The organism is Stagnihabitans lacustris (assembly GCF_025950525.1).
Lineage (GTDB): Bacteria > Pseudomonadota > Alphaproteobacteria > Rhodobacterales > Rhodobacteraceae > Stagnihabitans.
On sequence record NZ_JAPDGS010000001.1, the window covers coordinates 255,681 to 279,063 of the forward strand.

20 protein-coding genes and 1 tRNA gene are annotated in these 23,383 nt (G+C 63.5%); 6 read left to right on the forward strand and 15 right to left on the reverse strand.

Annotated elements, in window-relative coordinates:
- Window positions 1-10: 10 nt before the first annotated feature.
- The 12 genes from NX862_RS01270 to NX862_RS01325 form a co-directional block, all read right to left on the reverse strand.
- Window positions 11-532 (reverse strand): tetratricopeptide repeat protein, encoded by a 522-nt coding sequence (locus NX862_RS01270; protein ID WP_413694532.1) that lies wholly within the window; start codon window positions 530-532, stop codon window positions 11-13.
- A gap of 46 nt (window positions 533-578) precedes the next feature.
- Window positions 579-1,553 (reverse strand): type II secretion system F family protein, encoded by a 975-nt coding sequence (locus NX862_RS01275; RefSeq protein ID WP_264492063.1) that lies wholly within the window; start codon window positions 1,551-1,553, stop codon window positions 579-581.
- 5 nt (window positions 1,554-1,558) lie between these two features.
- Window positions 1,559-2,527: a type II secretion system F family protein gene (locus NX862_RS01280; protein ID WP_264492064.1), complete on the reverse strand. Its 969-nt coding sequence runs from the start codon at window positions 2,525-2,527 to the stop codon at window positions 1,559-1,561.
- A 9-nt stretch (window positions 2,528-2,536) separates the two neighbouring features.
- Window positions 2,537-3,985, reverse strand: a complete 1,449-nt coding sequence (locus NX862_RS01285) for a TadA family conjugal transfer-associated ATPase (RefSeq protein WP_264492065.1) — start codon at window positions 3,983-3,985, stop codon at window positions 2,537-2,539.
- 12 nt (window positions 3,986-3,997) lie between these two features.
- On the reverse strand, window positions 3,998-5,257 hold the full coding sequence (locus NX862_RS01290) for a CpaE/TadZ family protein (protein WP_264492066.1): 1,260 nt from the start codon (window positions 5,255-5,257) through the stop codon (window positions 3,998-4,000).
- A 254-nt stretch (window positions 5,258-5,511) separates the two neighbouring features.
- Complete coding sequence (locus tag NX862_RS01295; protein WP_264492067.1) at window positions 5,512-6,144, reverse strand: OmpA family protein; 633 nt, start codon at window positions 6,142-6,144, stop codon at window positions 5,512-5,514.
- A gap of 7 nt (window positions 6,145-6,151) precedes the next feature.
- The gene (locus tag NX862_RS01300) at window positions 6,152-7,558 is read right to left on the reverse strand and encodes a type II and III secretion system protein family protein (protein WP_264492068.1); all 1,407 of its coding nucleotides are present in this window, start codon (window positions 7,556-7,558) and stop codon (window positions 6,152-6,154) included.
- Window positions 7,559-7,747: 189 nt separating this feature from the next.
- Window positions 7,748-8,602 (reverse strand): Flp pilus assembly protein CpaB, encoded by an 855-nt coding sequence (gene cpaB / locus NX862_RS01305; protein WP_264492069.1) that lies wholly within the window; start codon window positions 8,600-8,602, stop codon window positions 7,748-7,750.
- A 46-nt stretch (window positions 8,603-8,648) separates the two neighbouring features.
- Window positions 8,649-8,840: a hypothetical protein gene (locus NX862_RS01310; protein WP_264492070.1), complete on the reverse strand. Its 192-nt coding sequence runs from the start codon at window positions 8,838-8,840 to the stop codon at window positions 8,649-8,651.
- A 214-nt stretch (window positions 8,841-9,054) separates the two neighbouring features.
- Window positions 9,055-9,258 carry a pilus assembly protein gene (locus NX862_RS01315; RefSeq protein ID WP_264492071.1) on the reverse strand — a complete coding sequence of 68 codons (204 nt, stop codon included), beginning with the start codon at window positions 9,256-9,258 and terminating at the stop codon, window positions 9,055-9,057.
- A 369-nt stretch (window positions 9,259-9,627) separates the two neighbouring features.
- Window positions 9,628-9,831 (reverse strand): pilus assembly protein, encoded by a 204-nt coding sequence (locus NX862_RS01320; RefSeq protein WP_264492071.1) that lies wholly within the window; start codon window positions 9,829-9,831, stop codon window positions 9,628-9,630.
- A gap of 289 nt (window positions 9,832-10,120) precedes the next feature.
- Window positions 10,121-10,324: a pilus assembly protein gene (locus tag NX862_RS01325; protein ID WP_264492071.1), complete on the reverse strand. Its 204-nt coding sequence runs from the start codon at window positions 10,322-10,324 to the stop codon at window positions 10,121-10,123.
- 285 nt (window positions 10,325-10,609) lie between these two features.
- Here NX862_RS01325 and NX862_RS01330 point away from each other — a divergent pair, with 285 nt between their 5' ends.
- The gene (locus NX862_RS01330; RefSeq protein ID WP_264492072.1) at window positions 10,610-11,560 is read left to right on the forward strand and encodes a lytic transglycosylase domain-containing protein; all 951 of its coding nucleotides are present in this window, start codon (window positions 10,610-10,612) and stop codon (window positions 11,558-11,560) included.
- Here NX862_RS01330 and NX862_RS01335 read toward each other — a convergent pair whose 3' ends face one another.
- Window positions 11,561-12,187 (reverse strand): 3-oxoacid CoA-transferase subunit B, encoded by a 627-nt coding sequence (locus tag NX862_RS01335; RefSeq protein WP_319800856.1) that lies wholly within the window; start codon window positions 12,185-12,187, stop codon window positions 11,561-11,563.
- Window positions 12,184-12,918, reverse strand: a complete 735-nt coding sequence (locus tag NX862_RS01340; RefSeq protein ID WP_264492074.1) for a CoA transferase subunit A — start codon at window positions 12,916-12,918, stop codon at window positions 12,184-12,186. Before NX862_RS01340 ends, NX862_RS01335 begins: the two co-directional genes overlap by 4 nt.
- 131 nt (window positions 12,919-13,049) lie before the next feature.
- Here NX862_RS01340 and NX862_RS01345 point away from each other — a divergent pair.
- The 5 genes from NX862_RS01345 (at window position 13,050) to NX862_RS01370 (ending at window position 23,007) form a co-directional block, all read left to right on the forward strand.
- A tRNA-Leu gene (locus NX862_RS01345) sits at window positions 13,050-13,126 on the forward strand.
- Between the two features lie 108 nt (window positions 13,127-13,234).
- On the forward strand, window positions 13,235-17,083 hold the full coding sequence (locus tag NX862_RS01350; RefSeq protein ID WP_264492075.1) for a beta strand repeat-containing protein: 3,849 nt from the start codon (window positions 13,235-13,237) through the stop codon (window positions 17,081-17,083).
- A gap of 93 nt (window positions 17,084-17,176) precedes the next feature.
- Window positions 17,177-19,969, forward strand: a complete 2,793-nt coding sequence (locus NX862_RS01355; RefSeq protein WP_319800857.1) for a PAS domain-containing protein — start codon at window positions 17,177-17,179, stop codon at window positions 19,967-19,969.
- Window positions 19,935-21,380, forward strand: coding sequence for a chemotaxis protein CheW (locus tag NX862_RS01365; RefSeq protein WP_264492076.1), 1,446 nt, complete (start codon window positions 19,935-19,937; stop codon window positions 21,378-21,380). Before NX862_RS01355 ends, NX862_RS01365 begins: the two co-directional genes overlap by 35 nt.
- A gap of 43 nt (window positions 21,381-21,423) precedes the next feature.
- On the forward strand, window positions 21,424-23,007 hold the full coding sequence (locus NX862_RS01370; RefSeq protein ID WP_264492077.1) for an HAL/PAL/TAL family ammonia-lyase: 1,584 nt from the start codon (window positions 21,424-21,426) through the stop codon (window positions 23,005-23,007).
- A gap of 7 nt (window positions 23,008-23,014) precedes the next feature.
- Here the strand turns inward: NX862_RS01370 and gvpA are convergent, their stop codons facing one another.
- On the reverse strand, window positions 23,015-23,227 hold the full coding sequence (gene gvpA / locus NX862_RS01375; RefSeq protein ID WP_264492078.1) for a gas vesicle structural protein GvpA: 213 nt from the start codon (window positions 23,225-23,227) through the stop codon (window positions 23,015-23,017).
- Window positions 23,228-23,383 lie beyond the last annotated feature (156 nt).

The following is a 23,383-nucleotide window of genomic DNA, read 5'->3' on the forward strand; positions in this document are numbered from 1 at the left end:
GAAAGCGCGCTTACAACTGGCTTAGCAAAACGAAGTCACCCTCGCCCCGCCGCACCAGGTTGAACTTGGGCGCGTCTTCGGCATCGGGTTCACCATAGACGGTTTTTTCGGACCGGGCGATAGCCAGCTTGAGATTCTCGCGGATGGAATCCGAATTGCCACTGTCCAACTCGAAGGCCTGCTGAAAGACCGCCTTGGCCTCGCCGAACTTGCCCTGTTCCATCAGGACCACGCCCAGGTTGTTGATGGCGGGAACAAAGGTCGGCTCCTCTTCGATGGCGCGGCGCAGGACCTGTTCGGCCTGGCCCAGCCGCCCCAGTTTCAGATCGGCCGAGCCCACGGCCGACAGGACATCGACCGTCATCCCGTCCTGACCCGCCGCCCGGTAATAGGCCTTCAGCGCCAGTTCGTATTCCCCCGCCTCCATCAGGCGATGCCCGACCTCCAGCCCATCCACCGAGGCCGCGCGGCCGTTGACAGCGGGGGGCGTCATGCCGCCAGAAGAAAGCTCCCCGCCACAGGCGGAGAGCATCAGGACCAGGCCAAGAAGGACTTTGCGCAAACCAACCCCCGCGGGGTTAATTCGACCCCATCGACAACATTTTCTGGATGCCCATCACCGAAGGTCCGATCAGGATGATCATCAGCGGCGGCACCGTGAACAGCATTGTGCCCAAGGTCAGCTTGGTGGGCAAGGTGTTGGCCTTTTCTTCGGCCCGCATCACGCGTTTATCGCGCATTTCGGACGAATAGACCCGCAGCGCCTCGGCGATCGAGGTGCCATAGGTCGCCGATTGCACCAGCGTCGTCACGAAAGACGACACATCGGGCACGTTCACCCGTTCGGCCATGTCCTTCAGCACGGTCACACGCTCTTTGCCGGCCTTGACCTCGTGGGAGACGATGTCCAGTTCGTCGGCCAGCGCCGGATAGCCCATGCGGGTTTCGCGGGCCATGCGGTTGATGGATTGGTCCAGCGACTGCCCGGCCTCGATGCAGACCAGCATCAGGTCCAGCGCATCCGGAAAGCCCTGGATGATCTGCTTTTGCCGCTCGCCGATGCGGCGCGTCACCCAGTATTGTGGCAGGTAATAGCCCGCAGCGCCCGGCCCCAGCGTGGCCATGATCTTGAACTGGGTCGTGACTTCGGCGGTTTGGCCGACGATGATCGTGTAAATCAGACCGATCAGCAAAAGCCCGATGCCAAGTGCGAACTGGGCGAAGTGGAACATCCGCACCGCGTTCTTGTTGGTATAGCCCGCCCGCACCATGCGCAGGCGTGCCGCGGTCATCGTCTCGACGTCCTGGGGCTCCAGGAAGGCCGAGAACTTCTGCAGCTTGTCCACCTTGTCGCCACGGCGCAGCGTCTGGCCCTTTTTCAGCTCGACCGCAGGCTGGCGCATGGCCTTGAGCTTTTCAAAGGGCTCGGGCTGGCGTTTCATCATCTGGGGAAGGACGGCCAGGATCAGGCCGATCCCCAGAAGTCCCACGACATACAGCGGTCCCAAAGGGCCCAGCTTGTCGGTCAGCATGGTCTGGAGTGCATCGAACATTTGGGTCAGACCTTGATGTTAACCATGACCTTCATGAAGATCACGTTGATGGTCAAAAGGACGGCGACGATCAGGCAGGCGGGGATGAAGGCCGCGGTTTCCTGGACGTCGTCGTAGTAATTCGGCTGGATGACGTTGATCATCACCAAGGCGCCCAGCGGGAAGGCCGACAGAAAGCCGCCCGACCATTTCGCCTCGGCCGTGATGGCCTTGACGCGGCGGAACAGTTTAAAGCGGGCGCGGATCACCTTGGCCAGACCCTCCAGGATCTCGGCCAGGTTGCCGCCCGATTGCTGCTGGATGGTCACGGCCACGGCCAGAAAGCGCAAATCCTGGTTGTCCAGACGTTCGGCAAAGGCCTTCAGGCTTTCGGCAATGTCGCGACCATAGGACGCTTCGTCGCCGATCACGCCGAATTCGGTGCCCAGTGGGTCTGCGACCTCTTTGGCGACGTTGGCGATGGCCGAGGAGAACGGATGGCCGACGCGCAGCGACCGCACCATCAGCTCGACGGCGTCAGGCAGCTGTTCATCCAGCAGGTCCATCCGCTTTTTGGCCTTGCCGTTGACCCAGAAGTAAACCCCGCCGACACCCATGCCGATGGCCATGCCGACGCGCACGACCGGAGAGGCCTCGGTGCCGATGGTCAGGCCAAGGAAGGCCACAAAGGACAGGCCGATCATGATCAGGACCAGCTGTTTCGGCGAAAAGGCGATGTTGGCGCGCTGCGCCTTTTGCGCCAGCAGCGAATACAGCGGGATGCCCCGCGAATTCATGTGCTGGGTCATCTCTTTGCGCAGCTGCTCCAGCACCTTTTCGCGGTCCTGGGTCTTTTCCAACAGCGCAAGACGGCGCGACAGGCGGTTGTTCAGCTGGATCGACTTGCCGAAGACCGTAAGATACAGCCCCTCGACCAGGAAGATCACGGCGACGAAGATCAGGATATAGATAAGTGGTGCGGCGCTGATCGTCATTGTGACACCTTAAACGATGGGTTCGTAAATCGAGGCCGGCAGGTCGAAACCCCATTGCCGGAATCGCTCGGAATAATGGCTGCGCACGCCGGTGGCGTTAAAGCGGCCGATGATCTTGCCATTGGGCTCGACGCCCAGGCGTTCATAACGGAAGACTTCCTGCATCGAGATGACCTCGCCTTCCATGCCGGTGATTTCGGTGATCGACACCATGCGGCGCGAGCCGTCCTGCAGGCGCGAGGCTTGGACGATCAGGTTGACGGCGGAGGCGATCTGCGAGCGCACGGCCTTCAGCGGCATTTCGATGCCGGCCATGGCGACCATGTTTTCCAGACGCGAGATCCCGTCGCGGGCAGAGTTCGCGTGGATCGTGGTCATCGACCCGTCGTGGCCGGTGTTCATCGCCTGCAGCATGTCGATGACCTCTTCGCCGCGGGTTTCGCCCACGATGATCCGGTCAGGCCGCATCCGCAGAGCGTTGCGCAGACAGTCGCGCTGCGTGACCGCGCCCTTGCCTTCGACGTTCGGCGGGCGGCTTTCCATCCGGCCGACATGGACCTGTTGCAGCTGAAGTTCCGCGGTATCCTCGATCGTCAGGACGCGTTCGTCATTGTCGATGAAGGACGACAAGGCGTTCAGCGTCGTGGTTTTCCCCGAGCCCGTCCCGCCTGACACGATGATGTTCAACCGGCAGGACACGGCGGCCTGAAGGTAAAGCGCCATCTCTTCGGTAAAGGCGCCAAAGTTGACAAGGTCGCCAACCCGCAGCTTTTCCTTTTTGAACTTCCGGATCGAGACGAGGCTTCCATCCACCGCGACCGGCGGCACCATGCAGTTGAAACGCGACCCATCGGCAAGGCGCGCGTCGCAATAGGGGTTCGATTCGTCGACCCGGCGCCCCACGGCGGAAACGATCTTGTCGATGATCCGCAACAGGTGGCGTTCATCTTTGAAGGTGATGTCGGTCAGTTCCAGCTTGCCCTTGCGTTCCACAAAGACGCGCTGCGGCCCGTTCACCAGGATATCGTTGACGGATTCGTCTTTCAGCAGCGGTTCCAGCGGACCCAGCCCCATGACCTCGTCATACAGCTCTTGGTTCAGCTGGGCGCGGTCGGCGGCATTCAAGGACACCGACATTTCCGTCAGCGCCTCGGAGGCGATGTCGGCGATTTCCGTCTTCAGGCTGGCTTCGGTGGCCGATTCCAAGGCCGCAAGGTTCAGGTTGTCCAACAGGCGCTTGTGAAGCTCGACCTTCAGCTCCATCAGCTTTTCCTTGCGCTTGCGCTCTTTGTCAGAGGCAATCACATCGGCGGCTGCGGCCTGGGGGGCGGGGGTGGCGTTGCGCTGTGGGGCTGCGGTGGGCTTGGGCTGCGAGGGCGCCACAGGCGCGGCAGAGCCGACCGGCGCCGTGGTCTGGCGCGGTGCTGCGGGCTCGTTCTTTTTAAAGCGTGAAAACATGACAGCCCTCGTTTACTTGCGCGCGGTTTCGACGGATTTGTTCAGTTCGAACAAGGACTTCGCCAGCTTGGCGATCTCTTTGCGCAAGGGGTTCTTGGCGGCGGTTTCCGACAGCGGAAGGCCGTGGTCATTGGCCTGGGTCACTTGGGTTCCGCCATCGGGAAGCTGCAGTTCGATGCCGATGTCCAGGCTTTCGGCCATGCGCTTGACGCGGCTTTTGCCGGACAGGTCGGTGAATTTCGGCGCCCGGTTCAGCACATAGCGCAGCTTTTCATGCGGCAGGCTTTCGGCCTTCAGCGCGCGCACCAGCCGCAGCACGTTTTGCGCGGAACGCAAGTCCAGCTCCAGCAGCGCGAAATAGACATGGGCGCGGTTCAGCACGGCTTCGGTCCAGGCCACGACGGTCTTGGGCATGTCGATGATGACGAAGTCGAAATTGGCTCGCGCCATATCCAGGATGCGGCCGATTTCCTCGGGGCCGATGATGTCCAGGGGCAGCATGTCGGAGGGCGCGGTCAGCACATGCAGCTTGTCGTTGAACGTGACCATGGCTTGCAACAGCCCGTCGCTGTCGGCGGCCAGGGGGTCGGACAGGAAGTCGAAGACCGCCTCTTTGCGCGGCAGGTCCAGATAGGTGGCCGAAGAGCCGAACTGGAAATCCAGGTCGATCAGGCAGACGCGGGGGGCGTCGCCGGGCATGGCGGCCAGCTCCCAGGCCAGGTTGGTGGCGAAGGTCGAGGCCCCCGAGCCGCCGCACATCCCATGGACCGGCAAGATCACCCCGTCGCGGTCGCCCTTGGCCTTGAAGCCCGGATGGGCGGCGTCGGGTTCGGCGTGATGCGCGGTCAGGACAGCCGCCGGCGCGGGCTTGCGGATGCGCTCGATCGTTTCGTGGAGCGCGCCTTCGGGCAGCGGATAGGGCAGGAAGTCATCTGCCCCCAGCCGCAGCAGTTGATGCAGCGCCATGGGGCCGATCTGGTTGGCGACGATCAGGACCTTGATCGTCTTGGCCTTGGCCTGGCGGATGATATCGGTGATGCGGGCAAGGTCGCCCTCGTCCTCGGCATCCACGGCGATGACGACAAATTCCAGCGTCTGGCTGTCAGGCTGGTCCAGAAAGACCGCCGCATCCTCAAACCCCAGATCGCCCCAGGATTCCCCGAGTTCGATCTCCATGTCGTCGATCAAAAGGTCAAAATTCTGCACATCCCGGCTGATCGTGCATGCCAGGATTGACGCCGGCTCCGGCTGAAGATTTGCAACACTCGACATACACCCATCCTCGATCTAACGCCCAAGTTGGAGATGCTGTTCTAACATCTCCTGGCCCGGTTCGACTCTTTACGGTCGACGCGCGTGCCCCCAAGGTTGAAGGTGCCGTCAGATGGTGGCGAGATTGGGGCCGAAATGCCGTTAATCTGGGGAATTTGGGCTTTTCGCCGGGGTTTGACGAAAGAACGTGAACAATCGCGCGGAACGAAAAAGGCCCCCGAAGGGGCCTGTTCGTCTTCCAAAGGGGTCGGTTCTTATTGTCCGGTGGGCGCGATCTGGGTCGATGTCGTGGTGGCCGGGTTGATGGCCCGCGTCCCGCTTTCGACATAGTCGCGGAAGATGATGGCGGCATATTTGCCGTTGATCTGGCCCGCATAGCCCTTGGCAAAGCCCGAAACCGCGGTCACGGCGCGGCGGTTGCGCTCTTCGCGGTTCTGGGTCGCCACGACGGGTTGCGTCTCGCCCAAGGACACCAGGGCCTCCAGCCGCGAGCGGGAAATGCCCTGCGACACCAGATAGTTGACGGCCGCCTTGGCGCGGCGCAGGCCCAGGCCCTTGTTATAGCTCTCCGATCCCACAAGGTCGGTATGGCCATAGACCGAGAACTTGACCTCGGGGAATTTGCGAATCCAGGTGGCCTGGGTGGCCAGGGTCTGTTGCGCCTGGGGCGTCAGAACATCCGAGTTGAAGGCAAAGGTCACGGCGGTCGGCACTTCGGCATTGAACCTTGTGCCCAAGAGTTCGGTCGCCTGGCCTTCGCCCATCATGGCCATGCCGTTGACCATGGTGGGGGTGCCGAAAGCGCCCTCGTCGACCTCGGAGCCGACCTCGCCGGTGCAGGCGGCCAGCGCCAGAAGGGAAACGATCAAGGCGGGTTTCATGAACATCATGGCGTCATTCCATCGAATAGCCATAGGCGCCGCTGAAATCCTGCCGGGCGACCTCGCCGGCGGGGGTGTTCGCGCTGCCGGCGGTCTTGCCGAACAGGAACAGTTCTTTTTCAGAGGGCAGGCGGATGCGGTCGGTGGGCAGGGCCAGGGTATCGCCGCGCACCGGAGTCACCAGATGCGGGGTGACGATGATCACCAGCTCGGATTGTTTGCGCTGATAGTCGGCGCTGCGGAACAGCGCGCCCAGGATCGGGACATCGCCCAGCCACGGCACCTGGTTGTTCAGGTCGGTGAAGTCGTCTTGCAGCAGGCCCGCGATGGCAAAGCTTTCGCCGTCGCGCATTTCGACCGTGGTCGAAGTCTCACGGCGTTTGAAGGCATTGACCGAGATCCCGTTGGTCGTCACCGAGGTCGCGGTGTCGATAGAGGAGACAGCGGCGTTGATCTGCAGGTTGATCGTATTGCCGTCCACCACCACGGGGGTGAAGTTCAGCTCGACCCCGAAGGGTTTGTATTCAATGGCAATCGAGCCCGAATCCGACGTCACCGGGATCGGATATTCGCCGCCCGCAAGGAACTTGGCCTCTTGGCCCGACAGGGCGGTCAGGTTCGGTTCGGCCAGGGTGCGCACGACGCCCTTGGATTCCAGCGCCTCCAGCAGGACACCGAATTCCAGCGAACCGGCGGTAAAGCCCAAGCCAAGCGCGCCCGCCGTGCCGTCCTTCAGGCTGACGATGCCATTGGTGATATTGTCGGCCGTCTGGCTGGCCAGAGTGCCCGTGGCCCCCAGAACGCCGGCCTGCGTGCCGCCACGCACCCCCAGCGACGAGGACAGGCTTTTGGACACCGAGCGCTGCATTTCGGCGAAACGGACCTTCAGCATGACTTGCTGCGTCCCGGCAACCATCAACAGGTTCGACACCTTGTCGGGCGCATAGCGGTTGGCCAGGTCCAGCGCGCGGTCCAGCTTGGCGGTCGAAGACACCGTGCCCGACAGGACGATCCCGTCATTGGCGGTGCGCACCTCGATCGGCTCGCCCGGCAAAATCTGCTGCAGGCGTTCCTTGAATTCTTCGATGTCCAGCGTGACATGGACTTCCACATTCGAGATCAGCTTGCCGTCTTGGGACAAGAGCGTCATCGTCGTGCGGCCCGGAAGCTTGCCCAGGACATAGATCGTCTTGTCCGACAGGGTCGAGATATCGGCGATCCCGGGATTGGCCACCGACAGTTCCGCAAAGGGCGTGTCACTTTCGACCACCACGGCGCGGTTGATCGGCACGTTCAAGGGCTCGTTCGTGTTGCCCTTCATGATGGACAGGGTTTGAGCCTGCGCCGGGGTCAAAACGACAACAGGGCCGGCCAAAGCCAAGCCCATCACAGCCGCCACCCAAAGGCCTCGCATCTTCATAGCCTGCCCTCTCAACATTGCCCGATCCGGGTCTTTACCGCCCGATTGACCTGTCCAAAATGCCTGAACCCGCATTTTTAAGCAAGAATCAAAAGCTTGGGACGTGTTCCTTATGTGGATAACCTGCAACACCCGCTGCAGGTTGCGCAAAAAGTTAACGGCCCCACGATAGGTGGGGCCGATTTGCGCCTAGTTGGTCGCGCAGGGGATCGGGGTCTCGACGACCTCGGTGCCTTTGCGGGTCTTTAGCGTGCAGACCTTTGGCGCCTCGGGGGCGGCGGCGGCCTGTTCGGGGGTGATGCCCAAGAGGCCGTTGCTGTCGACCTCGATCATCGAGGTGGCGCCGGTCGCATCGGTGCCAACGATGGCCAGGTTCAGTCGCCCGGTCGCTGCGGCCTGCGTCAGACGCGCCACCTGTTCACGAGAGGCCGCCAGCGTCACGGTGCGGGCCACGCCCTCGGAGGCGACGGAGTTGTCGGCCTGTTGATCGACGCCCACGACGCGGACGCCGCCTTCGATCAGCCGCGTCATCTCGCCCTGTTCGGTGGTCCCGCCCGCCGAACCGGTCCAGTAGACATCGACGCGGTCGCCAACATTGACAAAGCCCGCCACGCCCGAAGCCATGTCGACCTTGACCGCAAAGGCGCTTTCGCCCTTTTCCAGCGAGGCCGAAAGACCCGCAGGCCGGCCGGGCTCGGTCACGGTTTCCGTCAGGACGGGGGTGAATTTCTCCATCTGGCGGCTGATATAGCGCGGGGTCTTGCCGTCATCGGGGAACAGGTCCTCGATCTTGTCGAAGGCATGTTCGGGCAGGGCGCTTTGCTGGACAAAGATCATCTGGACGTCGTCCTTGGTCAGGACCTCGCCATATTTCTTGACCTTGTTGACGGCAAAGATCTGGACCAGCGGGCCGGTCTTGGCGCGCAGGTCACGTTCCTTGGCCAGTTCTGCCTGGGACTGGTTGAAATACTTCTGCGTCATATAGACCGCCGAGCCCGCCAAAGCGACCCCCACGACCAGGACGAGTGAAAAGACAGCGCGCATTCCGATACCCCATTAGCCGGAAAGGTCGGAGGATTTCCCCCCCGACCTATTGCGATTTGTAACCGATCTCTTGCGAGCTGATTTCGCCGCCCACCGTGGTGGAGGCGCTGTTCGCGCTGAAGGCGACCGGCATCAGGACGAGCATGCCGATCCCGATGAGAGCGGCGGTCAAGACCACCCAATCAACGGTGACGGCGCCGGTCTCGTCCTTGAGGAAGATAGTCCATGAAAGTTTCATGCTGACCCCTGTTGCCTGGCGGCGAACCGCGCAGGCGTGGTTAACCTCACCACCTTGACGCAGGTCTTGGGCTGAATTGCGGCACAAATCGGGCCGTCTTCAGCCAAACCACAGGCTTGCGCCATAGTCTTGCCCATGAGGTGAAGAAACCGTGAAGTTCCTTCGGTGGATCGGGCCGCCTCTTTCGACGCGGCCCGTCAGGCAATCCTGGAAATCAGGGAGCCGAGGTGTAGCCGATGTTCGAGGTGTCGCCCAGCTCGGTCGAGATGTTGGCGCCCATGTCTTCGATCCCGCCGCCGACCGAGGTCACGACGACCATGCCCAGGCCAACGATGGCGGCGGTCAGCACGACCCAGTCAACGGTCACGGCGCCAGCTTCGTCGGAGGAGAAGGCTTTGAAGAGTTGAACCAGTTTCATTTTGTATTCCTGTCAGTGTTGGTTTGGGTTTCGCCGTTCGGTCTGTCTGGCTTTGGCCTCTGTTCCGCTGCCGCCGTTCGGATAAGTCTGTTTTCCCCCCCCATCGGGGCGCCGGTTGGACCAGATCAGGGAAATGTCGGTGTCTTTTCATGTGCGAATTGTGGCGAAGTGGGGGGGCGGGCTGATCCTGATCCTGGTGCGCCTCTTGGCGCCCCGGGCGAGTCGATCGGCCGGCACTGCGCGCGGTCGGGATGGCGCGACGCCAGGCGTCCGAGGCCTGGCGCAAAGCCGGGGGGCAAAGCCGGGGGCGCAAATGCAAAGGGCCGCGTCTTGCGACGCGGCCCATCCATGCCCGAAGGCGTGGGAAAATCAGGGAGCCGAGGTGTAGCCGATGTTCGAGGTGTCGCCCAGCTCGGTCGAGATGTTGGCGCCCATGTCCTCGATCCCGCCGCCGACCGAAGTCACGACGACCATGCCGAGGCCGACGATGGCAGCGGTCAGCACGACCCAGTCAACGGTCACGGCGCCAGCTTCGTCGGAGGAGAAGGCTTTGAAGAGTTGAACCAGTTTCATGATGATTTCCTTCGATGTTGGTTGTCGGTTTCTACCGTTCGGCTTGTGGCTGCGGGCCTCTGTTCCCGTATCCCCGTCCGGATAGGTTCTTTTTGCCCCCCCATCGCGGCGCGGATTGGACCGGATCAGGGAAATCTCGGTGTCTTTTCGTGGCTGAAATAAGGCAGCGGCTGGGGCAAGACGGCCAGGACCCGGGACGCGAAAGCGCAAATACGGGGCCCAAAGACAAAGGCCGCAAATGCAAAGGGCCGCGTCTTGCGACGCGGCCCTTCAGGCAAAATCCCAAGGATCAGGGAGCCGAGGTGTAGCCGATGTTCGAGGTGTCGCCCAGCTCGGTCGAGATGTTGGCGCCCATGTCCTCGATCCCGCCGCCGACCGAGGTCACGACGACCATGCCCAGGCCAACGATGGCGGCGGTCAGCACGACCCAGTCAACGGTCACGGCGCCAGCTTCGTCGGAGGAGAAGGCTTTGAAGAGTTGAACCAGTTTCATTTTGTATTCCTGTCAGTGTTGGTTGCGATTTCGCCGTTCGGTCTGTCTGGCTTTGGCCTCTGTTCCGCCGCCGCCGTTCGGATGAGTTCGTTTTGCCCCCCCAAGGCGGCGCGGATTGGACGCAAAAGGGGAATTGTCGGAGTGTTTTCGTGGCCGAATTGTGGCCTTTCGGTCGAAGCGGCCGGGAAAACCGGGGGGAAATCGGCGCAAACCCCTGAAAACCTTGGCCTGGGCGGGGGAATCTGCCAAATTCGGGCAAAAGACAGAAACGAGCAGGTTCACTCCATGACGGCGAGACTTCGGGCCACAGGCCTGATCCTTTGCCTTTGCGCGCCGCAAGTCGCGCTGGCCGATCCGGTGTTTCCCGGGGCGGAGCCTGCCGATGCGCCCATGGCCGAAGCCCAAACCCCTCCTGCGCAAGGGAATTTCACCTTCAAGCGGCTGAAGGTCTCGGGGATCAAGCCGGGCAAGAGAATCACCGTGCAGATCGACCCGGTCGAGCAGGCCGCCCTTCTGGCCGCCGCCCCCAAGGTCGATCCGCGCCCCGATTACCAGGACCAGACACCCCCGCTGGCAGAGCCTTTGGCGCCGCAAGTGGCCACCACGGCGCATTATGACTGGTTCTGGACCACGGTCCCCACCGCGATCAGCGCCAATGACGACCGATTCTTCCTGGCAATGGCGGCGCTGTCGCAGGGGCCCGACGGCACCGCGGTCCGGGCGCCGCGCCTGCAGGCGATGCAGGGCCTGGCCGAGGCTTACGGCGCCGAGATCATGACGCGGACGGTGGGCACCGATGTCTCTCCGGCGCTGGTTCTGGCGGTGATGGCGGTGGAAAGCGCGGGAAAGGTGAATGCCGAAAGCCATGCCGGGGCCCAGGGGCTGATGCAGCTGATCCCGGCGACGGCGGCGCGATTCGGGGTGTCGGATGCGATGGATGCCGCGCAAAACATCAAGGGCGGCGTGGCCTATCTGGATTGGCTGATGGGAAATTTCGACCGCGACCCCCTGATGGTGATCGCGGCCTATAACGCGGGCGAGGGCGCGGTGAGCGCGAACCAGGGCGTGCCGCCCTATGCCGAGACGCGCGATTATGTGCCCAAGGTCCTGGCCGCCTGGCAAGTGGCCCAGGGGCTTTGCCTGTCGCCGCCGATGCTGATGAGCGACCCTTGCGTCTTCAAGGTGCTCTCGGCCGCCAAGGCGACCGAGGCCGTTGTTGCCGAAGAGATCCCCTGATCAGACCAGCGTGGCTTCGGTCGCGGCCCGCAAGGCCTCTTCGGTGACGCCCTCAGCCAGTTCCACGATCTTCAACCCGCCCGGCACGACATCCAGCACGCCCAGGTTCGTGATGATCCGGCTGACCACGGATTTCCCGGTCAGGGGCAGGGTGCAGGCCTTCAGCACCTTGGATTCGCCGTGCTTGGAGGTGTGGTCCATGACCACGACCACGCGGCCCACGCCCGCCACCAGGTCCATCGCGCCGCCCATGCCCTTGACCAGTTTGCCCGGGATCATCCAGTTGGCCAGGTCGCCGGTCTCCGAGACCTCCATCGCGCCGAGGATCGCCATGGCGATCTTGCCGCCGCGGATCATGGCAAAGCTCGTCGCGCTATCGAAATAGGCGGTCTGCGGCAGTTCGGTGATCGTCTGCTTGCCCGCGTTGATCAGGTCGGCGTCTTCCTCGCCCTCGAACGGAAAGGGGCCCATGCCCAGCATCCCGTTTTCCGATTGAAGCGTCACATTGACGCCCTGGGGGATGTAATTGGCCACCAGCGTCGGGATACCGATGCCAAGGTTCACATACATCCCGTCGCGCAGTTCAAGCGCGGCCCGGGCCGCCATCTGGTTGCGATCCCACATCACAGGGCCTCCTTCTTGGTCGCATCGGTGCCCATGTCCGCCTTCTTGCGCACAGTGCGCTGTTCGATGCGCTTTTCATGGGTGCCCATGATGACGCGGTGGACATAGATCCCCGGCAGGTGGATGCCATCTGGGTCAAGTGCGCCCAGGGGGACGATCTCTTCGACTTCGGCCACGCAGATCCGCCCGCAGGTCGCCGCCGGCACGTTGAAGTTGCGCGCGGTCTTGCGGAAGACAAGGTTGCCCGACGGGTCCGCCTTCCAGGCCTTGACGATGGACAGGTCGGCCACGATCCCGCGCTCCAGAATATAGTCCTGACCGTCGAAGGTTTTCACCTCTTTGCCCTCGGCGATGACCGTGCCGACGCCGGTCTTGGTGTAGAACCCCGGGATGCCCGCACCGCCCGCCCGCATCCGCTCGGCCAAGGTGCCTTGGGGGTTGAACTCCAGCTCCAGTTCGCCCGACAGATATTGCCGCATGAATTCGGCGTTTTCGCCCACATAGGACGAGATCATCTTGCGCACCTGATGCGTCGCCAAAAGCACGCCAAGGCCGAACCCGTCCACGCCCGCGTTGTTCGACGCCACGGTCAGCCCCGTCACCCCCGAATCGCGGATGGCTGCGATCAGCAGTTCGGGGATGCCGCACAGGCCGAAGCCGCCGCTGGCGATCATGATGCCATCGGCCAGCACGCCATCAAGCGCCGCCGCGGCATTGGGATAGACCTTGTTCATACGCACCTCCCGCAATGGTTTGGCGCAGCAAACAGCGCCACCCCGGCCCTGTCAATGCGGCACCGCGGCAAGGACCATGCCGCGCGGGCGAGATTGAACGCGGCTTGCGAGGCTGCTAAGGGCAAGGAGCGGGGCTCATACTCCAATTGGTAGAGAGAGAGGACTTAAAATCCTTACAGTCTGGGTTCGAGTCCCAGTGGGCCTACCATCCGCAAAACCCAAGGATGCGCGCAATTTGAATGAAACCGTGCCTTGGGGCGCAGCCGGGTCTTAACCTTCCTTTGCCAAGGTCGCCGCCAAGGAAAAGGGCGCGGCGATGGTGGAACGGATCGGCAATACAGGCGATGACCTGTTCGATGGCACGGCGGATAATGATGTCCTGGTGGGTTTGGGTGGCAATGATGTGCTGCGCGGCCTTGGCGGCAATGATCTTCTGGTCGATATCGAGGGTGAGGTTTCGATTCTGGATGGCGGGATCGGCGATGACACTTTGGTCACGGGCAATGCCGATTTCGCGGGCAGCCTGACGGGCGGGACGGGCAATGACGTCTTGCGTGTCGGCAATGGCGGGCTTTCGGGCCTGATCCTGTCGGGGATCGAGGTGCTGGAGGCCTCTGGCACGGTCACGGCCCGGGCCGAGCAATTCGACAGTTTCACCATGATCCGCAAGGCTTTCGGCGACCAGACCTCATTGGTGCGGCTGCAATTGGTGGCCTCGGCCGGGGGCATGAACCTGACCTCCAAGGTGACGGCGGGCGGCGGTTTGCGGGCGGTGGTGCTGGGCGGGTCCGGGGCGGGGGATGCCGTGACGCTGGGCGGCGGCCAGGACACGATCGAGGGTTTTGGCGGCAATGACAGTCTGACGGGCGGGGCGGGCAACGACTGGATCGACGGCGGCGAGGGCAATGACCTGCTGGAGGGCGGCAACGACCATGACACGCTGATCGGCGACATCGGGGATGACAGCCTGGGCGGCGGGTCGGGCAATGATGTGCTGCAGGACCTGGCGGGGGGGGCGACCTCGATGGCGGGCGGGTCGGGGGATGACCTGTTCCTGATCGGCGATGCGCGGTTCACCGGGATTCTGATCGGCGGCGCCGGGCTGGACCGTTTGGCGCCGGGCTTGGCCGATTTGTCCGGCCTTGCGATATCAGAGATCGAGGTGCTGGAGCTTGTGACCGGCGTCTGGGCGCGGGCGGCGCAGTTGGACGGGTTCGACACCATAACCGGGCCGGGCGCGGGACGGGTGGTGCTGATGCTGCTGCCCTCGGGCGGGGTGGTGGCGCTGGACCTGTCGGACGAGCTGACGACGCGGGGGGCGCAGGTGACGGGCACCGCCGAGGCGGAGGCTTTGACGCTGGGCGCGGGCGATGACTGGGTCGAGGCTGCGGGCGGGCGCGACACGCTGACCGGCGGGGCGGGGGCGGATTTGCTGATGGGGGGGCTGGGCGACGACCTGCTTTACGGCGGCTCCGAGGGGGACACGCTGATCGGCGGGGCGGGGTCGGACCAGCTTTTTGGCGGGACGGGAAATGACCTGTTGCAAGATGGCGAGATGCTGGCCGGGTCGATCTTTGGCGGCGAGGGCGACGACCGGATCGAGATTTTCGGCCCCGGAACCGGGGTCATCGACGGCGGCGCGGGGGTCGATGTGCTGGCCAACCTGTCCTACACCGGCGGGGTCGACATGGCGGGCCTGACCCTCACCGGCATCGAGGTGCTGGAGACCCGCGGCCAGCCGATCCGCATGTCGGCCGAGGGCTTCATGGGGTTCACCACGATCCGCAAGGGGCCGGTGCCGGGAGTGGTCTTTTTGTGGCTGGTGCCCTCGGGCGTGGCGCTGGACCTTGGGCCGCGCCTGACCGAGGCGGGCGCGGTCTGGGGCTCGGTCATCACGGGGTCGCTGGGGGCTGATACGGTGATCGGCGGCGCGGGCAATGACACGATTGCCGGGGGCAATGGGGACGACGTGATTTCGGGCGGGTTGGGGCGCAATGGGCTGACCGGGGGGAATGGGGTGAATACCCTGACCTATCAGGGCTTTGACCGCGCGGTTTCGGTGTCGGTCAATCTGGGGCGGACGGTGTTTGCCGGTGGGACGGACACGATTGCGGGCTTTCGCCGGGTGCTGGGGTCAGAGTTTGCCGACACGCTGGAGGGGGGGGCGGGCGACAATACGCTTGCGGGTGGGGCGGGCCATGACGTGATCCGCGGGCTGGCGGGCGACGATGTGATCGAGGGCGGGCTTGGGGATGACACGCTGTCGGGGGGTGTCGGGGCGGACCGCTTTGTCTTTGCGGCGGGGTCGGGCCACGACCGGATTCTGGGGTTCGAGGCGGGGGATGTGATCGACCTGTCGGGGCGGGGCCTCTATTTCGACCAACTGGCGCAAGAGCTGCAGGGCGCCGACCTGGTCGTGACGCTGCCCGACGGGTCGCGGATTGTGCTGGCGGGCCTTGGTGCGGTTGGGCCAGAGGCCTTTGATTTCGGCGCCCCGGTCTCGCAGGGCTTTACCGGGACGGCGGGGGATGACCTGGCGAGCGGGGCCGGGATGGCGGGCTTTGCCGGGCTTGCGGCGGCGGTGGCCGATGGCACGGGGGACCTGTTCGACGGGCAGGGCGGGCGCGATACGGTGATGGCGGGCGGGGGCGACGACACGATTCAGGGCGGCGCGGATGACGATCACCTGATGGGCGGCGCCGGGGCGGATATGATCGACGGCGGGCTGGGCAATGACCTGCTGGACGGCGGCACGGGGGCCGATACGCTGATCGGCGGGGCGGGGGATGACACGCTTTTGGCCGATGGGTCCGATCTGGTTGACGGGGGCGAAGGCACTGACCTTGTGGACTTTTCGGGCTCGGGCGCGGTGAGTTTCGTGGCCGCCAACGGCATCGAGGATATCACCGGAAGCGCCTTTGCCGACCTGATCACCGGCACTGACCTTGCCAACCGGCTTTCGGGCGGCGATGGGGATGACACGCTGAACGGGCTGGGCGGCAATGACCTGCTGACCGGTGGGGCGGGGGCGAACCTGCTGGACGGCGGCTTGGGCAATGACACGCTGGAGGGCGGCGCCTTTGACACGCTGTGGGGCGGGGCGGGCAATGACCGGCTGGGCGGTGGCCTCGTCGTTGATGGCGGCACGGGGACGGATGTGCTGGCGGCCTTTGGCGATCTGACCGGCATGACCCTGACCGGGCTGGAGGTGCTGGAGGGCACCGGCGCCCTGACCCTGACCGCGGCGCAGCTGATGGGCTTTGCCACCCTGCGCGGGGTGCTGGATTATACGCTGTCGGCGGGAGGGCTGGTGGATTTCACCGGCCGCGCCACTCTGGGTGTGCGGCTGACGGGCAGTGCGGGGGCGGATACGGTCGTCGCGGTCTCGACCTCGGACACCCTGGACGGCGGGGCGGGGGATGACAGCCTGTCGGGCGGCAGCGGTCATGACACGCTGATCGGCGGCGCGGGGGTGGATACGCTGGACGGCGGCACGGGCAACGACATGATCCTTGCCGAGGCGCAGGATCTGGTGATCGGCGGGTCGGGCACCGATACGCTGGTGACGGCCGACAGCTATACGCTGGGCGCCGATGTCGAGAACCTGACCCTGACCGGCACGGCGATCAGCGGGACGGGCAATGCGGCCTCGAACGTGATCACGGGCAATGACCAGGACAATATCCTGACCGGCCTTGCGGGCAATGACACCTATGTCGTGCAGAATCAGGGCGACCAGGTGATCGAGGTCTCGGGCGGCGGGTCGGACACGATCGAGGCCTGGGTGAGCTATGCGCTGCCTGCCGCGGTCGAGGTCTTGCGGCTGATGGGCAGCGATGCGCTGGAGGCCACGGGCAACAGCGCTTCGAACCGGCTGGAAGGGAATACGGGCGCCAACCGGCTTTGGGGCGGGGCGAGCAATGACACGATGCTGGGCGGTGCGGGGGCGGATGTCTTTGTCTTTGCAGCGGAAAAGGGTGCGGATCAGGTGCTGGATTTCGCCCCGGGCGACCAGTTTGACCTGTCGGGCGCCTCGGGCGGGGTGGCGCAGCTGGCCTGGGTCACGCAGGTCGGGGCTGATGTGCGGATCGACATGTCGGGGACCTCTTCGGTGGTGATCCTGGCGGCGGTCCTTGCCGATGTGCTGGCCGCGATCCAATGGTAAGCGGCACGCAAAAAGCCGCTTTTTGAGTTTGAGGCGAACTTTTTATTAACACGCGAGGATTAGAACCGGGGCAGGACCACTACAGGTGTGCACATGACCCCTTCTCCCGACGCGACCGCGCCCGTGCCTTCCGAAACTCTCCTTCCGCGCATCCTCGGGACATTGGCGACACGACTTTTGGCGCAAGATGGGCTGCTGCTGTTCGATGCAGCCAGTGGCGCCCTTGTGGCGGCCAATGAAAAGGCGCTGTTCGATCTGGGCCTTGACCTGGACAACCCCTTCCTGCCCTCCTTCGCCGAGATGACCGGCGATGGCGCGGCGACCTGGGGCCAGGTGATCCAGGGCGACGAATGTGCCTGGTCCGGCAAGCTGGTCGGCGCGATGGACCTGACGATCGTTGGCGATATCAAGGCCTTGTCCGTGGGGGAAGGTGACAGTCATGTGCTGGTGATCTTTTCCAAGCCCAAGGCCGCGGCGCCCTCGGGCCCTGGTGAGGTTCTGGGCGCCATCGACGCGCATCTGGGCATCATCACCTATGACATCGACGGCAATATCCTGTCCCTGAACGAACGCGCGCAATCCGCGATGGAGGATTACGGCGACGAATTGGTCGGGCGGAACCTCGATTCGATCTGGCCGCAGGATTTCTGCATGTCCGAGGCCTATGGCCAGTTCTGGGACAAGCTGCGTCAGGGCCGCACGGTCGAGGGGCGGCACCAACATGTCACGGCGGTGGAAAGCCGGGTCTGGTTCCAATCGACCTTCATCCCGATCCGCGACGCCGAGGGGCGGATGACCAAGGTCGTCCAGACCCTGATGGATGTCACGCAAGAGGCTTACAAATCCGCCTCCGCGATCGAGCGGGCGACGGCGATGTGGGATGTCATGCTGGTGGCCGAGCTGGACATCGAAGGCCATGTCAAAGAGATGAACCCCGCCATGGCGCAGGTCCTGGGCCAAGAGCCCGACGAATGTATCGGCAAGCACGAGACGCAATTCCTGGACAAGGAATATGCCCGCAGCCTGCCTTACAAGAAGATGTGGGAAGATCTGCTGGACGGCCGCGTTCAGTTCGAGATGGTCCATCAGCGCACCAAGCAGAACAAGACAATCTGGCTTCGGACCTCTTTCGTGCCGGTCAAGAATGCCGAAGGCAAGGTCGTCAAGATCCTGAAGGCGGGACGGAACGCCACCGAAGAACACGAGGCTTTCCTTGACGCGGCCTCGCTGGTCACTGCGCTGGACAAGCTGGCGGGCCGGATCGAGATGGATGAACATCTGCGCGTCACCCGCGTGAACAAGGTGTTCGAAACCGCCTTCAAGGCGCCGGCCGCCGATGTGGTCGGCCGCGAGTTCAAGGACTTCTGCACGCCCGACTTCGCGAATTCGGCGCTATATCGTGATTTCTTCGACAAGCTGCGCAGTGGCGACACGGTCGAGGATCGCTTCGAGCTGCGTCGGATCGACGGCGAGCCGATCTGGGTGCGCGGCGCCTATGTGCCGCTGTTCACCACCTCGGGCAGCCTGTGGAAGATCGTGTTTTCCTTCGTGAACCTGACGCCCATGGTCACGCGCGAAGCTGAAATCCGGTCCCGTGTCGAAGGGGCAGAGGCGGGTCAAATCCTGATCGAATACGACCTGGACGGCAAGATCCTGAAGGTCAACGGGCCTTTCGTGGCGGCAGGCGGGTTCAAGGCCGAGAATATCGTCGGGCTGAACCACGAAGACCTGTGCCCCGATCTGCGCGAGATCAAGCTTGAGGCCAAGGCGATCTTTGAAAAGGTTCGCAATGGGGTCTGGCACGAGGGCGTCTTCCGTCGCAAGTCTGCTGATGGGCAAACGATGTGGTTGATGGGCAGCTATCACCCGGTCCTCGATGCCAGGGGCAAGGTCTCGCGCGTGGTGCAATTCGCGCAAGACATCACGGCGATGCGGATCGCGTCGAACGACTTCGAACAAAAGCTGATGGCCATCCTGAAGAGTCAGGCTGTCATCGAATTCGACCCTGCGGGCTATGTGGTCGACGCCAACGAGGCCTTTTTGAAGACCTTCGGCTATTCGATGCGCGAGATTGCGGGCCAGCACCACTCTATGTTCTGTGCGCCGGAATACACCAGGTCGCCAGAGTATCGGGAATTCTGGATCAACCGCGCCAAGGGTGAGCCTTTCTCGGGGCGGATGCATCGGGTGGGACGCTTCGACCGCCAGATCGAATTGGCCGCGAGTTATAATCCGGTGGCCGATATCGACGGCAAAGTGGTGAAGGTCGTGAAGACCGCGGTCGATATCTCAGACCAGGTTGCGCTGGCCAATCTGACCGGACGCAACGCGGCGGAAATCATCGAAAAGGTCAATCATGGCCGTGAAATAAGCCTCGACATCCGGCGCGAATCCGAAAGCCTGACCGGGTTGGTCGAATTGACCCGGGCGAGGACTCAGGATGGGCAAAGGTTGCTCATGGGCTCGCTGGAGACGATCAAGGGGGCGGCCAATGCCGTGACGGCGGTGTCCGATATCGTCGGCGTCATCAGCGATATTGCGGTGCAGACCAACCTTTTGGCCTTCAATGCCGCGATCGAGGCGGCGCGGGCCAAGGAATATGGCATCGGTTTCTCGATCGTCGCCGATGAAGTGCGCAAATTGGCCGAACGCAATGTCGAGGCCGCGCGCGAGATCGGCAAGCATATCGGACTGGCCCATGAACGGATGACCTTGGGCACGGGGCAGACCCAATCCGTGGTCGAGCTTCTCGGCACCCAGGAGAAGGACTTTGACCGCAATCTGGGCGCGCTGAACAACCTGCGCGGCCAATCCGATGATCAGGCGAGCACTTACAAGGGCGTGAACGAACTTGTCCAAGCCATCCAATCCGCAATCGGCAGCTGACCAGGAGCTGGCCTATGGCATCGCACGGGTGGGGGCCTCTTTGGTGGGCTTTTCACTGGACCAGATGTCAGAGGTCTGCCGCCTGCAGGACCTGCATCCCCTTTTGATCAGCTCTTCCGCGCTGTTGGGCGGGCTGAATTTGCGGGGTCACATGATCCCCGTGCTGGATCTGCAGGGGCTCTGCGGGTTTCCCGCGCGCGCGCGTGGCCCCTTCGCGGTCATCGTGCGGCGGCAAGAGCGACTTGTGGCCTTTCCCGTTGACGAGGTCATCGGCATCGCCCGTGTCCTGCCCGACAAGGTCCAGGGTCTGGCGCATCCCGGCCTGGGGCGCAGTTGCGTTCACAGCGTCTTTTTGGACGGGACACGCTCGATCTCCATTGTGGATCTCGAGGAAATCTTTGCTTTGCCAGAGGTTTACTCTGTCGCCGCCCCGCAGATCGTGCAAGCCCGCGTCGAGGATGGCCAGCGCGAACCCGTGCTGATTTTCGACGTGGGTGGCGCGCGATTCTCTGTCAGGGCCGAGGATGTCTATGGCACGGTCCCGCGCCAAACGATCGAGGTCAATGCCATCACCTCGGGATTCTGCATGGGCTCGATTACCTATCACAAAAGGCGCGTGCCGGTGTTGAACTCGGCCGCGGTCTTTGGCCTTGGGGCGCTGAGTGAAAAGGCGCAGACCGAAGTTGTCGTCCTGCGCTGCGAGGGAGATCGACTTCTGGGGCTTGCGGTCGATTCGATCCAGGATGTGCGCGCCGTCGACCGCCGGCAGTATCTTGCGATCCCGCGCATGGTCGGGATCGGTGGGGACTTCTTTTCGGGCGTGCTGGTGCGCGAGGATGGGACGCAGATCTACACAATCGCCATCGACCGGTTTTTGGCCGATCCGCGCGTGGCCTCAATCACTGGCCTGTCCACGCCGGTTGTTGGCGTGGCGGCTGCAGCGGTCGCGCGGGGCGAGGTCGAACGCTACCTTGTCTACAAGGCGGGGCGCGTTTTTGCCACGCCACTTTCGCAGGTCAGCTGCATTTTGCAGCCACCCGGCCGGGTGGTGCCAATGACCCATCCGATGATGGGATTGGAGGGATTTTTCGCCCGAGATCAGGCCAGTGTTCCGCTGGTTGATCTGAACACCCGTCTTGGTGCCGAAACCACGCGCTCGGGCCTGGAACGTGTCCTGCTGATCGGTGAGGGGGAAGACATGCTGGGGTTCCGGGTCGAGCGCGTTTTCTCGATTGAAAATTCGGCTTGGGTTCTCAAAGGCTTGCCAAGCGAGGGGGAGGGGGCGGAACCCTTGGTGCAGCTGGGCCGGGGGGAAGACCGGCGGGCGCTGCCGGTTTTGAACCTGGAGTTGTTGAGATCAGAGTATTTTGTTCCGGTGCCAAGGCCCGGGGTGCAGTTAAGTCTGAATTAACCTTGATGCGGCTAAACTCTGCGAAACTTCGTCAGGGAAGATCATGTCGCATCACGCTGCCCCGCAGGCCAATGCCCTAATCCTCGATCACCGGCTGAGCTTGTCTGACGCGGGACGCATCGCGCGTGGCGAACTGGCCATCACCTTGTCGGACGAGGCTATGGCGCGATGCCAAAGGGCCCATGACCGGCTTGGCCGCATCATCGCAGAAGACCGCCATGTCTATGGAATCACGACGGGTTTTGGTCCACTGGCCAATCGGCTGGTGGGGGCGGAACATGGGGTGTTGTTGCAACAGAACCTGGTTCACCATCTGGCCTCTGGCGTGGGGCCACGCTTGGGCCATGTGCAAGCCCGCGCCATCGTTCTGGCGCGGTTGATGTCGATTTTGCAGGGCGTCTCAGGCGCCTCGGCCGAGGCGGTCAACCGGCTCGTGGCGGTGCTGAACAGCAGGCTCGCGCCTGCAATCCCGGCGAAAGGCACCGTCGGCGCCTCGGGCGACCTGACGCCATTGGCCCATATGGTCCTGTGTTTGCAGGGCAGGGGAGAGTTCATTGCCCCGGACGGCACCATCGTTTTGGCCGAAGAGGCTTTGCGCCAGATCGGGTATCCGCCGCTGGATCTGGCCCGGCGCGACGGTCTTGCGCTGGTGAACGGCACTTCGGCGATGACCGGGATTGCGGCGCTGAACGCCTTGGCCGCGCGACGTGCGATCGACTGGTCCGTGGCCTTGACCGCCGGCCTGGCCGAGGTGCTGGGCGCAAGGGTCGAGGCCTGGCATCCCGCCTTTGCCGAGGTGCGGCCCCACCCCGGCCAGGCCGAGGTTGCAGCGAGCTTGCGCGCGCGGGTTTCGGGCTCTGCGCGGGTGGTCCAGCGTCCGCTTGCCATGCGTCGGCTGACCGGGGTCGGCGGCATGACCGAAAGGGTCGCAGGCCAAGACGCCTATACCCTGCGCTGCGCGCCGCAAGTGATCGGCGCGGTGGCCGACACGGCCCAGTTCCACGACGAGGTGGTCGCGCGCGAGTTGCAATCAGCCACCGACAATCCGATTTTCCCGGGTGATGACGATGCAAACCTTGCCCTGCATGGTGGCAATTTCATGGGCCAGCACGTTGGCCTTGCCTCCGATGCGCTCAGTTCGGCCCTCGTGGTCTTGGCGGGATTATGTGAGCGGCAGATCGCCCGTCTTACCGATGAAACACTGAACCGCGGATTGCCGGCCTTTTTGCTGCGGGGGCCGGCGGGACTGAATTCGGGCTTCATGGGGGCCCAAGTGACGGCGACGGCCCTTTTGGCCGAAATGCGGGCAACGGGAGCTGCCTCGATACACTCGATCTCGACCAATGGCGCGAATCAGGATGTGGTGTCGATGGGCACGATTGCCGCGCGCTTGGTGGCCGACAAGTTGGAGATGCTCTTTCAGATCCAGGCGATCTTGGCCATGACCGTCACTCAGGCCATCGACCTGCGCGAAATCGAGGGGCCGGATGCTTTTTCCCCGGCAGCCGAGGCAATGCGGCGCGTCGTGCGCCGCATCAGCCCTGCATTGACCGCCGACCGTCCTTTGGGGCGGGAGATCGAGGCCGTGGCCGAAGCCTTGTCCCGGATCGACCCGCCCGAGGCGTAAGCGGATCTTAGGCCGCGGCCGGGTCCAGGGTCAGGCCGACAGCTTCGGCATATTTCAGCCAGGTTTCGACCGAGGCCACGACGGCGCGCAGCTCGATTGCGACCAGTTCGATCCCGACCAGCGAGATACGGATGAAGGCGTCGATCACCACACCCTTGTCGAGGATGCGATCCACGACTTCGGCGATGGAGGTAGAGGCGATGTTCTTTTCGATAGCCATGTTTGTCTCCGTGAAATGAGCGCTTCGGCCCGACATCTCGGGCACAGGATAGTTAAAGCGCAGAAGAAATAAGACTTTCCTACCTTGGCCCGGAGAGATGCGGTGTATCTTAGTGAATGAAATGCAAGGGCGCGGCTTTTCCCGAAAGCCGCGCCC

What these genes read in the sequence shown, in the direction of transcription:
- NX862_RS01270 (WP_413694532.1), bottom strand. Translation starts at nt 532, where the DNA reads ATGCTCTCCGCCTGTGGCGGGGAGCTTTCTTCTGGCGGCATGACGCCC.
- NX862_RS01275 (WP_264492063.1), bottom strand. Translation starts at nt 1,553, where the DNA reads ATGTTCGATGCACTCCAGACCATGCTGACCGACAAGCTGGGCCCTTTG.
- NX862_RS01280 (WP_264492064.1), bottom strand. Translation starts at nt 2,527, where the DNA reads ATGACGATCAGCGCCGCACCACTTATCTATATCCTGATCTTCGTCGCC.
- NX862_RS01285 (WP_264492065.1), bottom strand. Translation starts at nt 3,985, where the DNA reads ATGTTTTCACGCTTTAAAAAGAACGAGCCCGCAGCACCGCGCCAGACC.
- NX862_RS01290 (WP_264492066.1), bottom strand. Translation starts at nt 5,257, where the DNA reads ATGTCGAGTGTTGCAAATCTTCAGCCGGAGCCGGCGTCAATCCTGGCA.
- NX862_RS01295 (WP_264492067.1), bottom strand. Translation starts at nt 6,144, where the DNA reads ATGTTCATGAAACCCGCCTTGATCGTTTCCCTTCTGGCGCTGGCCGCC.
- NX862_RS01300 (WP_264492068.1), bottom strand. Translation starts at nt 7,558, where the DNA reads ATGAAGATGCGAGGCCTTTGGGTGGCGGCTGTGATGGGCTTGGCTTTG.
- cpaB (WP_264492069.1), bottom strand. Translation starts at nt 8,602, where the DNA reads ATGCGCGCTGTCTTTTCACTCGTCCTGGTCGTGGGGGTCGCTTTGGCG.
- NX862_RS01310 (WP_264492070.1), bottom strand. Translation starts at nt 8,840, where the DNA reads ATGAAACTTTCATGGACTATCTTCCTCAAGGACGAGACCGGCGCCGTC.
- NX862_RS01315 (WP_264492071.1), bottom strand. Translation starts at nt 9,258, where the DNA reads ATGAAACTGGTTCAACTCTTCAAAGCCTTCTCCTCCGACGAAGCTGGC.
- NX862_RS01320 (WP_264492071.1), bottom strand. Translation starts at nt 9,831, where the DNA reads ATGAAACTGGTTCAACTCTTCAAAGCCTTCTCCTCCGACGAAGCTGGC.
- NX862_RS01325 (WP_264492071.1), bottom strand. Translation starts at nt 10,324, where the DNA reads ATGAAACTGGTTCAACTCTTCAAAGCCTTCTCCTCCGACGAAGCTGGC.
- NX862_RS01330 (WP_264492072.1), top strand. Translation starts at nt 10,610, where the DNA reads ATGACGGCGAGACTTCGGGCCACAGGCCTGATCCTTTGCCTTTGCGCG.
- NX862_RS01340 (WP_264492074.1), bottom strand. Translation starts at nt 12,918, where the DNA reads ATGAACAAGGTCTATCCCAATGCCGCGGCGGCGCTTGATGGCGTGCTG.
- NX862_RS01350 (WP_264492075.1), top strand. Translation starts at nt 13,235, where the DNA reads ATGGTGGAACGGATCGGCAATACAGGCGATGACCTGTTCGATGGCACG.
- NX862_RS01355 (WP_319800857.1), top strand. Translation starts at nt 17,177, where the DNA reads ATGACCCCTTCTCCCGACGCGACCGCGCCCGTGCCTTCCGAAACTCTC.
- NX862_RS01370 (WP_264492077.1), top strand. Translation starts at nt 21,424, where the DNA reads ATGTCGCATCACGCTGCCCCGCAGGCCAATGCCCTAATCCTCGATCAC.
- gvpA (WP_264492078.1), bottom strand. Translation starts at nt 23,227, where the DNA reads ATGGCTATCGAAAAGAACATCGCCTCTACCTCCATCGCCGAAGTCGTG.